This is a genomic window from Leifsonia sp. NCR5 (genome assembly GCF_002105485.1).
Classification (GTDB): Bacteria; Actinomycetota; Actinomycetes; order Actinomycetales; family Microbacteriaceae; genus Leifsonia.
On sequence record NZ_NCSR01000026.1, the window covers coordinates 30,108 to 43,608 of the forward strand.

Annotated in this window: 12 protein-coding genes; 9 read left to right on the forward strand and 3 right to left on the reverse strand. The window is 70.2% G+C overall.

Features of this window, described 5'->3' with window-relative positions; all coding sequences use genetic code 11:
- Positions 1-154: 154 nt before the first annotated feature.
- From B7438_RS17405 to B7438_RS17440, 8 genes are all read left to right on the forward strand, one after another.
- Positions 155-1,288: a zinc-binding dehydrogenase gene (locus tag B7438_RS17405; protein WP_085370947.1), complete on the forward strand. Its 1,134-nt coding sequence runs from the start codon at positions 155-157 to the stop codon at positions 1,286-1,288.
- A complete protein-coding gene (locus B7438_RS17410) occupies positions 1,285-2,028 on the forward strand; it encodes an SDR family NAD(P)-dependent oxidoreductase (RefSeq protein ID WP_085370948.1) in 744 nt (247 codons plus the stop codon). Before B7438_RS17405 ends, B7438_RS17410 begins: the two co-directional genes overlap by 4 nt.
- 24 nt (positions 2,029-2,052) lie before the next feature.
- The gene (locus tag B7438_RS17415) at positions 2,053-2,865 is read left to right on the forward strand and encodes a MoaF C-terminal domain-containing protein (protein ID WP_085370949.1); all 813 of its coding nucleotides are present in this window, start codon (positions 2,053-2,055) and stop codon (positions 2,863-2,865) included.
- A 61-nt stretch (positions 2,866-2,926) separates the two neighbouring features.
- Positions 2,927-3,316 carry a nuclear transport factor 2 family protein gene (locus tag B7438_RS17420; RefSeq protein WP_085370950.1) on the forward strand — a complete coding sequence of 130 codons (390 nt, stop codon included), beginning with the start codon at positions 2,927-2,929 and terminating at the stop codon, positions 3,314-3,316.
- A 130-nt stretch (positions 3,317-3,446) separates the two neighbouring features.
- Positions 3,447-4,634, forward strand: a complete 1,188-nt coding sequence (locus B7438_RS17425) for an ABC transporter substrate-binding protein (RefSeq protein ID WP_085370951.1) — start codon at positions 3,447-3,449, stop codon at positions 4,632-4,634.
- A gap of 68 nt (positions 4,635-4,702) precedes the next feature.
- Positions 4,703-5,563 carry a branched-chain amino acid ABC transporter permease gene (locus tag B7438_RS17430; RefSeq protein ID WP_085370952.1) on the forward strand — a complete coding sequence of 287 codons (861 nt, stop codon included), beginning with the start codon at positions 4,703-4,705 and terminating at the stop codon, positions 5,561-5,563.
- Positions 5,550-7,313, forward strand: coding sequence for an ATP-binding cassette domain-containing protein (locus B7438_RS17435; RefSeq protein WP_085370953.1), 1,764 nt, complete (start codon positions 5,550-5,552; stop codon positions 7,311-7,313). The genes B7438_RS17430 and B7438_RS17435 overlap by 14 nt, the downstream gene beginning before the upstream one ends.
- Complete coding sequence (locus B7438_RS17440) at positions 7,310-8,011, forward strand: ABC transporter ATP-binding protein (protein WP_085370954.1); 702 nt, start codon at positions 7,310-7,312, stop codon at positions 8,009-8,011. Before B7438_RS17435 ends, B7438_RS17440 begins: the two co-directional genes overlap by 4 nt.
- A gap of 98 nt (positions 8,012-8,109) precedes the next feature.
- Here the strand turns inward: B7438_RS17440 and B7438_RS17445 are convergent, their stop codons facing one another.
- Genes B7438_RS17445 through B7438_RS17455 form a run of 3 tightly spaced genes read right to left on the reverse strand, consistent with a single transcriptional unit; the run spans position 8,110 to position 11,278 of the window.
- The gene (locus tag B7438_RS17445) at positions 8,110-8,913 is read right to left on the reverse strand and encodes an SDR family NAD(P)-dependent oxidoreductase (protein WP_256922104.1); all 804 of its coding nucleotides are present in this window, start codon (positions 8,911-8,913) and stop codon (positions 8,110-8,112) included.
- Between the two features lie 35 nt (positions 8,914-8,948).
- Positions 8,949-9,743, reverse strand: coding sequence for an SDR family NAD(P)-dependent oxidoreductase (locus B7438_RS17450; protein ID WP_085370955.1), 795 nt, complete (start codon positions 9,741-9,743; stop codon positions 8,949-8,951).
- Positions 9,743-11,278, reverse strand: a complete 1,536-nt coding sequence (locus tag B7438_RS17455; RefSeq protein WP_256922105.1) for an APC family permease — start codon at positions 11,276-11,278, stop codon at positions 9,743-9,745. The genes B7438_RS17450 and B7438_RS17455 overlap by 1 nt, the downstream gene beginning before the upstream one ends.
- A gap of 187 nt (positions 11,279-11,465) precedes the next feature.
- Here B7438_RS17455 and B7438_RS17460 point away from each other — a divergent pair, with 187 nt between their 5' ends.
- Positions 11,466-13,469, forward strand: coding sequence for a primary-amine oxidase (locus tag B7438_RS17460; protein WP_085370956.1), 2,004 nt, complete (start codon positions 11,466-11,468; stop codon positions 13,467-13,469).
- Positions 13,470-13,501 lie beyond the last annotated feature (32 nt).

Below are 13,501 nucleotides of genomic sequence, written 5' to 3' on the forward strand. Positions count from 1 at the left end.
CGCGTGAATAAGTTCGGACTCGATTCTTTGTCGGGGAGGGAACGGGGCTTGACGGTCGGGGCATGATCGCGGCTGGGCGGTTGAGGCCGATGGATGCGCGTGAGCACGATGGGTGCGACCCGCGCGACGCAGCGCGGGCGGAAACGGAACCCGCATGCCAGGCACCGCCCTTCCCCCGACCAGCAGACAGGTGGTCTTCCCGTCCGCTGGCGTGATCGAGACCGCCGAGCAGCCGCTGCCTACGCCGGGGCCGGATGACCTCATCCTGCGCGTCGCCCTCGTCGGCGTGTGCGCGACGGACCTGCACCTGCTCGCCGGACACATCGGCGACCCGTTCCCGCTCGTGCCGGGTCACGAGTTCGTCGGGGAGGTCGCGGGCATCGGCGACGCGGCCGCCGAGGCGCGCGGGCTGGCGGTCGGCGACCACGTCGCCGTCGAGATGCTGCTGCCGTGCCAGGTCTGCGCGCGCTGCCGCGAAGGCCGCTACAACCTGTGCGAGGCGGACGACCCGGCCTCCGGGCTGCCGCACGGCCGCCAGCTGGGGGTGAACATCCCGCGCACGGTCGCCCCCGGCCTGTGGGGCGGATACGCCGAGCACCTGTTCGTGCCGCGCGAGGCGGTGGTGCACCGGCTTCCGGATGCGCTTCCCTGGCAGCGCGCCGTGCTGACCGAACCGCTCGCCGTCGCCTGCCGCGCCATCGCGCGGGGGCGGGTGGCGCCCGGCGAGTCGGTCGTGGTGATCGGGCCGGGCCCTGTCGGCATCCTCGCCGCCGCTGCCGCCCGGTCGGCGGGCGCTGGACGCGTGATCGTCATCGGCACCCGCGCGAACCGGCTGGAGCTCGCGATGCGGTTCGGAGCGGACGCCGTGGTGAACTCCCGCGAGACCGACCCGGTGGCTGCGGTCTCCTCCGCACTCGGCGGACGCCTGGCCGACGTGGTCATCGAGATCGCGGGAGCCACGGCTGCGCAGCAGCAGGCCGTGCGGCTGGTGCGGCGCGGAGGGCGCGTGGTGCTCGCCGGTGCGTGCGGCGCGAACGCTCCGGTGACCTTCCTCGCCGACGAGGAGCTGCTGACCCGCGAGATCGACCTGCTGCCGTCGTTCCTGTCCGCCGGAGGCTTCGAGCCGGCCATCCGGATGCTCGAACGCGGCGACTTCGAATACGAGTCCCTGGTGACCCACCGGTTCGGGCTCGGTGAGGTGCGTGCGGCGTACGACGTGATCGAGCGGCGTGACGGCGGAGTGCTGAAAGCCGTGATCGACCCGGGCGTGAGCGTGGTCGCGCGATGACCGGCGAGCGGGCAGGACGGGCCGGGCGGTTCGGCGGGCGCGTTGTCGCCGTCAGCGGCACCACGAGCGGCATCGGGAGGGGCATCGCCTCCACGCTGGCCGCCGAGGGCGCGACGGTGTTCGGGCTCGACGTCGAACCGGGAGGGATCGGCGAGCACATCCCCTGCGACGTCTCCGACGCGGACAGCGTCGCCAATGCGGCGGCCGACCTGCTCGCGCTCAGCGGAGGGCGGATCGACCACGTGGTCGCCAACGCGGGCATCCGCGGGTCCGACACGGCCGCCGAGGAGCTGCCGATCGCGGAGTTCGACGCGGTGCTCGCGGTGAACCTGCGCGGGGTGTTCCTGACGCTGCAGGCGTTCGCGCCCGCCATGCTCGCGGCGGGGCGGGGCAGCATGGTGGCCGTCGCATCCATGTCGGGCAACCGGGTGGTGAACGTGCCGCAGCGCACCGTTCACTACAACACGGCGAAGGCGGGAGTGACGGCGATGGTGCGCACGCTCGCGGTCGAGTGGGGCGCGCGCGGGGTGCGGGTCAACACGGTCTCCCCCGGCTACGTCTCCACACCCTTCCTCGACGGAGACAGCGCCCTGCACGCGCAGTGGCTGCCGAACACGGTGCCCGGGCGCTTCGCGACCATCGAGGAGATCGCGGCAGGCACCCTCTACCTCCTGTCCGACGACGCTGGGTACTGCTACGGCACCGACCTGCTGATCGACGGCGGATACTCCCTGCGCTGAGACGCGCACCACGAAAGGAATGCGATGACGGACATCCAGCACGACCAGGCGACCCACGACCCGGCAACCGACGAGTGGCGCACCTACGACGAGTTCGCCGCGGGCATCGACACCTACCGGCTGCCGAACACCGACCTGGCGGGCACCGCGCTCACGCTGACGCTCGACGACGGCTCGACACTGTCGCTGGCGTTCGACGCGGACGCGGCGACCTGGACCGCCTCCGGCGCCATCGGCTCCGGAGGGACGGACCCGTACGACGCGGTCGCGGTGCGCGACGACGTCGTCTTCGTCAACCTGCCGCTGACGAGCGTGGAGCGGGAGACGATCACGGTGGTCTACTCGACACGGACGCACCGCGCGCTGGTGGCGCACTCGGTGATCGGCGAGGAGGACGTCGACGGCACCCCGCGGGTGCGGCAGACATTCCACGCGGCGGTGACCGATGCCGGCGATCCCACCGGGGAGGCGCCAGCTCCGTCCCGCGACCTGATCGGCAAGAGGAACATCTACCGCTACAGCCCGCAGCACCTCTACGAGCACGTCTACGTGTCGTCGCAGCGCTACGCCTGGCAGTGCCTGGAAGGCGTGCAGCGCGGGCACGGCGACATGGACCTCTCCACCGTGTGGAAGTTCGCCGACGGACTGTACCTGTTCTGCTTCCGCGAGTTCCGGATCGCCGTCGCCAGCGTGTGGCTGCACGACCTCGGCTACGACCTGCGCACCACGGGCATCTTCCTCGGGCTGAACGGCGCGGGCGAGTCCGAGCACTCCCGCGCGGGCGGCCACATCTACCCGCTCGGCTCCGTCTCGTACCCGGACGCGCAGCCGGTCTGACCGCATCCACTGCACGCATCGACCGCATCCACTGACCGCATCCACTGACTGGAGCAGCAGCATGACACGCAATCACGACATCATCGCGGCGCACTACGCCGCCTCCGACCGCGGAGACATCGACGGGATGCTCACCCCGCTCGCTCCGGACGCCCGCTGGACCGAGATGGCCGGGTTCCCATACGCGGGCACGTACATCGGACCGGAACAGGTGCGCGCGGGCGTCTTCGAGCGCATCGGCGCCGAGTGGGACGGCTACACGGCCGCCATCACCGAGCTCGTCGACGGCGGGGACACCATCGTCGGCCTCGGCACGTACAGCGGCACCAACAGGGCCACCGGCCGCTCCTTCGAAGCCCGCGTCGCCCACGTCTGGCGGCTCGCGGACGGCAAGGTCGTCGCGTTCGAGCAGTTCACGGACACCGCGCTGGTCCGGGATGCGGTGCAGTAGCGACGGGAGAGCGCGGACGGGCAAGAAGGGTGCAGCCACAGGCAACACCCGGAGACACACCCGGCCATAGGTTTCAGTCGAGATGCCACGACGAAGTGGTCGTGGCGCAACCCGAGAGGCAGGGAAGCGCATGAGGAAACACCTGATCTACGCGGCGGCGGCGCTCGCGGCATCAACAGCACTCGTGCTGAGCGGCTGCAGCGGCGGAGGCAGCGGCGACGGCAAGTCCCCGATCGTGGTCGGATCGGTCAACACCAAGAGCGGAGCAGCCACGTTCCCCGAGGCATCGCTCGCCGCCGCTGCGGTCTTCAAGGACCAGAACGCCAAGGGCGGCATCAACGGTCACCCGATCGACTACAAGGCGCTCGACGACAAGGGCGACCCTGCCACCGCATCCGCCAACGCCCGCGAGATCGTCGGCAGCGACGAGGCCGTGGCGATGGTCGGCTCCGCGAGCCTGATCGAGTGCGAGATCAACGCCAAGTACTACGAGCAGCAGAAGATCCTCTCCATCCCGGGCGTCGGGGTGGACACCGGCTGCTTCGACAGCCCCAACATCTCGCCGGCCAACGTCGGGCCGTTCAACGACATGACCCTCACCCTGTACTGGGGCTCCGAGGTCGCCAAGCTCGACAACATCTGCGTGCTGCTGGAGATCGCGGGAAGCACCCGCCCCGCCTACCAGAAGGCCATCGACAAATGGACCGAGATCACCGGCAAGAAGCCGCTCTACGTCGACGACACAGTGCCGTACGGGGCCAGCGACTACACCCCGTACATCGTGAAGGCGAAGGACGCCGGCTGCAAGGCTCTCGCGATCAACCCGGTCGAGCCGGACGCCATCGCCCAGGTCAAGGCGGCGAACGCGCAGGGCTGGAAGGACGTGAACTGGCTCTACCTGACCAGCGTGTACAGCGACAACTTCGCCAAGGCGGTCAGCGACGCGGGAGCCGGGATCTACGTCCCCGCCGAGTTCTACCCGTTCACCGACGCATCCAGTGACATCAACAAGGACTGGCGCGACCTGATGACCAAGAACGACATCCCGCTCACCTCGTTCTCGCAGGGTGGATACCTCGCGGCCAAGTACTTCATCGAGGTCGCGAAGGGCATCAAGGGCGACGTGACCAGGGACTCGGTCACGAAGGCTCTGCACGACATGAAGCCGATCGAGAACCCGATGGTCGGAACGCCGTACACGTTCGGCACCGCCAAGGTGCACGACGGGAACACCGCAGGCTGGCCGATCAAGCTCGTCACCGGCAAGAACGCCTGGGAGCTGAACGGCGACGACTGGATCACGATCCCCAAGAAGTGACCATCTGCGGGGCTCGCCTCCCTGGCGGAGGCGAGCCCCGCATCCACTGTTTCGGAAAGGAGCCCCGGATGCTGCAGGGCGCCCTCGCCGGCCTCGCCGCCGGTGGACTGTACGCCGTGCTCGCGGTGTGCCTCACCCTGATGTCCCGCCTGGTGCGGGTGGTCAACTTCTCCCAGGCCGCGACCGGGATGTTCGGCGGATTCGTCGCCGTGTGGCTGGTGAGTCACGGCGGCTGGCCGATCTGGCTCGGCTCGCTGGTGGGTGTGCTCATCGGCGGGGCGCTCAGCGCGCTGATCGGACTGATCATCGCCACCTGGCTGCCGGAGGCGGACACCACGACGCGCTCGGCGGTGACGGTGGGGCCGCTGCTGCTGCTCATCTCGCTGTCGTTCATCCTGTTCGGCAACAAGCCGCAGCCGTTCAGCCCGATCCTCTCCGGCCCGGCGTTCTCGATCGGCGGCGTGGTCGTCAGCCAGGTGACGGTCGCGACCGTCGTGCTCGCCGTCGTCGTCGCCGTGGCCTGCCGGCTGGTGCTCACGCGCACCTCGATCGGCACCAAGCTGCGCGCCCTGTCTGAACGGCCGACGACGGCCGAGCTGATCGGCATCCCGGCCAAGCCGTTGAGTGTCGCAGTGTGGGCGGTCACCGGCCTCATCTCCGCCCTGGTCATCATCATCGTCGCCCCGTCGCAGTCGAACGACGCGACCAGCCTGTCGATGCTCATCGTGCCGGCGTCGGCGGCCGCGCTGCTCGGCGCGTTCAAACGGCTCGACCTCGCCGTGATCGGCGGCCTCGTGCTCGGGCTGCTCAGCGGCCTGGTGGCGCAGATCGACGAGGTGTCGTTCATCCGGAACTTCCTGCCGTTCCTGTTCATCATCGGATTCCTGCTGTGGACGCAGCGCAAGGAGGTGTGGGATGCGGCGCGTTAGCGGCACCCCCGCGGCACGGATCGCCCTGCCGTTCATCGTCGGAGCCGTCGGCCTGGGCGCCGGATACGCGCTCAGCGTCTCGCTCTCCGGCTACTTCGTCTTCCTCGCGGTGAGCGCCGTCGTCGCCGCCATCGCGATCCTCGGGCTCGGCATCGTCACCGGCAGCGCCGGGATGATCGCGCTCTGCCAGCTGACGTTCGCCGCGGTGGGAGCGTGGATCGTCTCGCTGCTCAACGTGCTGAACGCCCCGGGCGGGTTCATCGTCTGGCTCATCGTCGGCGGCCTGGCCGCCGGGGTGGTCGGCGTGCTCGTCGGCCTGCCGGCCCTCCGGCTGCGCGGGGTCAACCTCGCGGTGGTCACGCTCGGCTTCGCCGCAGCGGCCGACGTGACGCTGGTGCAGATCCAGTTCCCCGGCTCGACGGACGGCATCTCGGTGCTCCGGCCCGACGCGTTCAGCGACGACCGCTCGTACTTCTTCTTCAGCGTGCTCGTGCTGGTGGTCTGCGGCATCGCGGTGTACTTCCTGCAGAACGGCCGCTGGGGGTCCAGCTGGAAGTCCGTCGCGTTCTCCGAGCGGGGCACGGCCTCTGTCGGAGCGAGCGTGCGCAGCTCCAAGCTCACCGCCTTCGCCGTGAGCGCCACCCTCGGCGGGGTGAGCGGCGGCCTGATCGCCGGGCAGGTGGGGCTGCCGTTCGCGAGCAGCTTCACGCCCATCCAGTCGCTCGCGCTGTACGTGCTGGCGATCATGTCCGGCGCGTACCTGATCGACATGGCGATCTTCGGCGGCATCGTCTGGATCGCCGTGCCGGAGCTGCTGAAGCGCTGGGGCATCCCGCAGGACTGGGGCTTCGTGATCTTCGGTGTGCTCGGCGTGCAGGCGCTGACCAGCGGGTCGAACCTGGGGCAGAGCATCCGGAACGCCTGGTGGAAGCGGCAGGCGGCGCGGCGTCCTCTGGAGGTGGCCGCCCCACTGTCGGACGCGGACGCGGTGCGGGATGCTGTGCCCTCCCCCGCCCAGCCGCCCGCGCCGGACCCGGCCGCAGCGCCCGTGCTGGTGGTCGAGGACCTCGGCGTGGCCTTCGGGCAGGTGAAGGCGCTGAACGGCGTGAGCCTGGTGGTGCCGGAGAACACGATCATGGGACTCATCGGCCCGAACGGCGCGGGCAAGTCCACGTTCGTGGATGCCGTGACCGGCTTCCTGCCGCAGCACACCGGACGGGTCAGCCTCGACGGCCGCGACCTGCGCGGGCTGTCCGCCACGGCGCGCGCCCGGCTCGGCCTCCGCCGCACCTTCCAGCAGGACAGGGTTCCGCCGACGCTCACGGTCGACGCGTACGTCCGCTTCGTCGCCCGCCGCCGCCTCAGCACGGCCGAGCTCGACGAGACGCTCGCGTTCTTCGGCTGCCCCACCGCCCGCACCCGCCTGCAGAACGTGGATGTGGGCACCAGGCGGCTCGTGGAGGTGGCGGCCAACGTGCTCGCCCGTCCGCGCATCCTGATCCTGGACGAGCCGGCGGCCGGACTGTCGCACGAGGAGCACCTCGAACTCGGAGCACGCCTGCTGCAGGCGCCCGCCCGGTTCGGGATGTCCATCGTGCTGATCGAGCACGACCTCGACCTGGTGCGCTCCGTCTGCTCGAGCCTCACGGTGCTCGACTTCGGCGAGGTGCTCGCCAGCGGTCCGCAGGCGGAGGTGCTCGCCGACCCCGCCGTCGTGAAGGCGTACATGGGTGAAACGGAGATGCTGTGAACGCGGACAACGAGCTGGTGCTGGATGCGGTCACGGTCAGCCGCGGAGCAGGACCGGTGATCAGCGAGGTGAGCCTGCGCGTCGAGCCAGGCAGGATCACGGCGCTGGTCGGGCCGAACGGCGCCGGGAAGACGAGCCTGCTCGAAGCCATCTCGGGGATCGTGTCTCCGAGCGGCGGCACGATCAGCGTCGACGGCGACTCGATCGCGCGACTCTCCCGGGTGCAGCGCGCCCGGCGCGGCATCGTGCACATCGAGCAGGGGCGCGCCATCTTCCCGTCGCTGACGGTGCAGGAGAACATCCGGCTCACCGCAGGCACGCAGGAGGGCGTCGACGAGGCGCTCGCGCAGTTCCCCGAGCTGGAGAAGCGGCGGACGAGCGCATCCGGGCTGCTGTCCGGCGGCGAGCAGCAGATGGTGGTGCTGGCGCGGGCGTTCGCGTCGAAGCCGCGGTTCCTGCTGATCGATGAGATGTCGCTCGGGCTCGCGCCCGTGGTGTTCATGCGGCTGCTGCCGATGATCAAGCAGTTCAGCGAATCCGGGGTGGGTGTGCTGCTCGTCGAGCAGTTCACGCACCTGGCGCTGGGCGTCGCGACCGACGCGCTCGTCGTCGCCGGCGGCCGCGTCACGTACGCGGGCGATGCCGGCACCCTGCAGGCCTCCCCCGAGATCCTCCACCGCGCCTACCTCGGCGGCTGACCCGCGCTCCCAGATAATCGAGTCCGAACTTATTCACGCCTCCACCCGGCGTGTCGCGTGAATAAGTCCGGACTCGGTTTTTTGGGGGCGGCCCAGGGTCAGGCGTCGAGGGGGATGGTGGGGACGTCGACGATGTGGGCGCCGCCGTCGGCGACGATGGTGGCGCCCGTGATGTACGAGGATTCGGCGGAGCCGAGGAAGCGGATGACGGAGGCGATCTCCTCCGGCTGGGCCGGGCGCGCGAGCGGGACGGCGGCCGTCACGATGCGGTAGCCCTCCTCGCGGCTCGCCAGTCCGGATGCGCGGGCGAAGTCGTCCATCTCCTCGTCGGCCATCGGCGTCTGCACCCAGCCGGGGCAGACCGCGTTCACGCGCACCCCGAACCGGCCGTAGTCGCGGGCGAGAGACCGGGTCAGCCCGATCAGCGCGTGCTTGCCGACCGTGTATCCGGCAACGCCAGGGCCTGCGAAGAGCCCGGCGAGCGACGACACCACCACGATCTGCCCGTGCGACTCGACCAGCTGCGGCAAGGCCGCCCGGGCGAGCACGAACGCCGTCGTCACGTTGGTGCGGAAGGACAGCTCCCACGCGGCGTCGTCCGTCTCGTCCACGGTGCCGAGCCCGTGCCCTCCGGCGTTGGCCACGACCACGTCGATGCGTCCCAGCTCGGTGACGACCTGGCGCACGGCGGCCTCCGCCTCCTCGCGCACGCTGGCGTCCGCGACGATCGCGAGCCCACCGGTCTCCGCGGCGACGGCATCGAGCGGCCCGCGACGGCGGCCGACCAGCACGACGTGCGCACCCTCGGCCGCATAGCGGCGGGCGGTCGCGGCGCCGATGCCGGTGCCTCCCCCGGTGATGACGACGACCTTGCCGTCGATGGATGCTCGGCTCACGGGCACGGCTGCCTGCTTTCTTTTGTGGGTGACGTCGGCGATCACGCCGGGAAGGACGATCGCGCCAGGTAGCCGAAGTCGGAGACCAGGGCGTGCCCGTTGACCGGCCTCGATGCCGGCGACGCGAGGTACAGCACGTGTCTGGCGACCTCGTCCGGGCTCTGCACGGGGAAATCCGCCTCCGCGAAGCCCCCGGGCTCGACGCCCAGATCGGCGCGCGCCATCGGAGTGTCCACGATCGACGGACAGACGGCGTTGACCCGCACGCCATCGGCGGCGAGGTCGATGGACAGCGCACGCATCAACTGCAGCACGGCGCCTTTCGACGCGTTGTACGGCACCATCCCGGGAGCCGCGACGAAGCTGGAGTCCGACGCGAGCAGCACCACGGACGGCGTGTCGGAGAGCCGCAACCACGGGAGCGCGTGTTTGACCACGAGGAACGGTCCGGTGACGTTGACGGCGAGCACCGCGTTCCAGTCCGCCAGTGCGATGTCGTCGACTCGGGTACCGAACGGGCCGGAGATCCCCGCGCAGGCGACCACCGCATCCACGGTGCCGAGGGCATCCGCCGCGGCCGCGACGGCCGAGGCCACGGAGGACTCGTCGGTGACGTCCACCACGAACTCGACTGCCTCGACGGCGCCGACCGCTCCGACAGCGCCGACCGCTCCGGATGCGCGCAGCTCGTCGCCGACGGCGGCCAGCCCCCGCGCATCCCGGTCCAGCAGCGCCACCCGCGCGCCCTCGGCGGCGAACGCCAGCGCGCACGCCCGGCCGATGCCGCTGGCCGAGCCCGTCACGATGACGCCGCGGCCGGCGAGTGCCAGCTCCATCAGTCCTCCGGCACCAGTTCGGGAGCGCCCGTCTCCTCTGTGCCGTGGCCGATCTGCGCGTATACGCGTGGGTTGCGTCGCTTCAGGATCGCTCCCCAGACGATCCCGAGGATGCCGGGCACGATCACCACGGCGGGCAGGATGAACGTGGTCGCGGTGGCCGGGGCGGTCGGGTTGCTGGTGAGCAGCACATTGAAGTTGACCAGGATGAGCACGAACACCACGAGCAGGGCGACGCCGGAGACCACGGGGGCGACCAGCCGCTGCCAGACCCCGACGCCGTGCTGGTCGCGGCGGAAGAAGCCGATCACGGCCACCGACACCACCGCCATCAACAGCACGAGGCCCATCGCCCCGCTGTTGGTCAGCCAGGAGAACAGCGTCAACACCGGGAACAGCGCGGCCGGAGCACCCTCCGGCGGCACCCAGCCGACGCTCGCGATGGCGAACACGGCGATCACCACCACGGCGAGCGCCGTCTGCGTCACCGAGCCTGCCCACGGGGCTCCGCTGCTGGCGCGCACCCTGGACAGCCAGCGGGGCAGGACGCCCTCGCGGCCGAGCGAGAAGAAGTAGCGCGCGACGGCGTTGTGGAAGCTGACCAGGGAGGCGAACAGGCTGGTGACGAAGAGCAGCTGGGCGATGTCGCTGACCACGACGCCGACGTTGGTGGAGAGGAAGGTGAAGATGAGGTCGGGGCCCTGCTTGGTGGCGTCCGCGATGACCTTGCTCGGGCCGGAGCCGACCGTCATCGCCCAGGACGAGAGGGCGTAGAACAGCGCGATGATGCCGACGGCGGTATAAGTGGCCCGCGCGACCGTGCGCTTCGGGTCCTTCGACTCCTCGCCGTAGATGGCGGCGGACTCGAAGCCCATGAATGCTGCGATGCCGAAGGCGAACACGGCGCCGATGCCGGTGACGAACAGGCTCGACGGGCTGAGCGCCTCGGCGCTGACGCCCTCCGGGGCGACGATGAACGCTGCGACGTCGTAGACGATGACCACCACGAACTCGAGGGCGACCAGCACGCCGAGCACCTTCGCGGACAGGTCCACCCTGTTGACGCCGAGGACGGCGATGAGTGCGATGCAGACGAGGATCGGCACCCACCACGGCACGTCCCAGCCGAACTTCGCGTTCAGGAGGGAGGAGACCTGGAAGCCGAACAGGCCGTACACGCCGATCTGCATGGCGTTGTACGAGACCAGCGCGACGATCGAGACGCCGACGCCGGCCGGGCGGGAGATGCCGCGGGCGACGTAGGAGTAGAAGGCGCCTGCGTTGGTGACGAAGCGGCTCATCGCCGCGTAGCCGACCGCGAAGATCGCGAGCGTCACGCCCAGGATGAGGAACGAGAGCGGCACCCCCGTGACGCCGGTGACCGCGAACGTGGTGGTGACGCCGCCGGCGAGCACGGTGAGCGGCGCGGACGCCGCGATGATCATCAACGTGACGGCGGGGACGCCGAGGCGCCGCCGGTGCGCGGACGGCGTGGTGGCGGCGACGGCGTTGTCTGCCTGATCTGTGGAAGTCACGGGGTACTCCTCGGTCGGCGCGGCACAGGATTCGCCACGGCTATCAGCGATGCTGCCGCTTCCTCCACAGATCGGGCTTGGCTCCAACTGCACACAACTTGACTCAACAGGCACATCGCGCCGATGCGCATTCCCCAGGATGGAGTACGGCTTCGATACTGAACAGACCACCAGCAGAAGGATGTCCATGTCCGCGCACCACCACACCAGCACAACGACCGCCCCGACCACGGTCGCGCATCCCCTCGATTCGCTGACGGCCGCCGAGCTCGCGCGCGGTCGCGACATCCTCGACGCAGCGGGGCTCATCGGGCCCGGCACGCGGTTCCCCTCCGTGCTCCCCGTCGAGCCCGCCAAGGAAGCCGTCGCCTCCTTCCGGCCAGGGGATGCGATCGAGCGGCGCATCCTGTTCGTGCTGCTGGACACCGCCACCGGGCAGTCGGCGGAGGCTGTCGTCTCCCTCACCACTTCGGAACTCGTGAGCCACACCCCGCTGTCGACGGGCGCCGCGCCGTACGGGCAGCCGCAATACCTCTTCGAGGAGTACGAGGCGGCCGAGCGGATCGCCAAGGCGTCTCCGGAGTGGCAGGCGGCCATGACGCGTCGCGGGCTGGCCGACCGCATGGAGCTGGCGTTCTGCGCTCCTCTCGCGCCCGGGCACTTCAACCGGGCGGACGAAGTGGGCAGGCGCGCCATCCGGTCGCTGACGTTCCTGCGATCGAGCATCGACGACTCGCCGTGGTCGCATCCGGTGGAGGGGCTGATCGTGCACATCGACCTCACTGCCGGCACGGTGATCCGGGTCGAGGACGAGGGCGACGTCCCCGTGCCCGCGATGGACGGCAACTACGACGCAGCGACGGTCGGACCGGCCCGCACCTCGCTGAAGCCGATCGAGATCACGCAGCCGGAAGGGCCGAGCTTCCACGTGGACGGCCAGGCGGTCGAGTGGGAGAACTGGAAGTTCCGGGTCGGCTTCAACGCGCGCGAGGGCCTGGTGCTGAACCAGGTCACGTTCCGCGACGGCGACGAAGACCGGCCGGTGCTCTCTCGTGCGTCCGTTCCCGAGATGGTCGTGCCGTACGGCGACACGACGCCCACCCGGTTCTGGATCAGCTACTTCGACGCCGGCGAGTACCTGCTCGGCAAGAACGCCAACAGCCTGACCCTCGGCTGCGACTGCCTCGGCGTCATCCACTACTTCGACGGCGTGGTCGCCGACGACCACGGAAACCCGGTCACCATCCCCCAGGTGGTGTGTATGCACGAGGAGGACTACGGCGTGCTCTGGAAGCACACCGACCTCACCGGCAAAGCGGAGGTGCGGCGCTCCCGCCGCCTGGTCGTGTCGTACTTCTCCACCATCGGCAACTACGACTACGGCTTCTTCTGGTACTTCTACCTCGACGGCACCATCCAGGTGGAGGCGAAGGCGACGGGCATCGTCTTCGCGGGAGCCGGCATCCCGGGCTCCGACGACCCGCACGCGACCGAGATCGCGCCAGGACTGTTCGCTCCCGTGCACCAGCACCTGTTCTGCGCGCGGCTCGACGTGGCGATCGACGGGGAGCGCAACTCGCTCGCGGAGGTCGACGTGGTCGGCATCCCGATCGGCGAGGACAACCCGTACGGCAACGCGTTCACCTGGACCACCACGCCCATCCGCAGCGAACGGGAGGCAGGACGCCTGGCAAACACCGCATCGTCGCGGGTGTGGGAGGTCACCAGCTCCGACAGGCGCAACCTGGTCGGCAAGCCGACGGCGTACCACCTCGTGCCGCAGCCGGGGGCGACGCTGATGGCGCAGCCGGAATCGACCGTGTTCGGGCGCGCGACGTTCGCCACCAAGCACCTGTGGGCGACGGCGTTCGATCCGGCGGAGCGCTTCCCGGCCGGCGACTACCCCAACGCGCACGCCGGAGGGGCGGGCCTCCCCGCCTGGACCGCCGCCGACCGCTCGCTCGAAGACACGGACATCGTGCTCTGGCACGTCTTCGGTCCGACGCACATCCCGCGCCCGGAGGACTGGCCGATCATGCCGGTCGACTACTCCGGCTTCCTGTTCAAGCCGTACGGCTTCCTCGACCGCAACCCGGCGCTCGACCTGCCGGATGGCGCTGCCGCGTCGTCCTGCTGCGCGGGCGGCGACAGCGGCGAACACGGCGGCGGCGAGTGCCGCTGCGAGCACTGACCACCTGACGGCATCCCTCTGCACCACCCCTC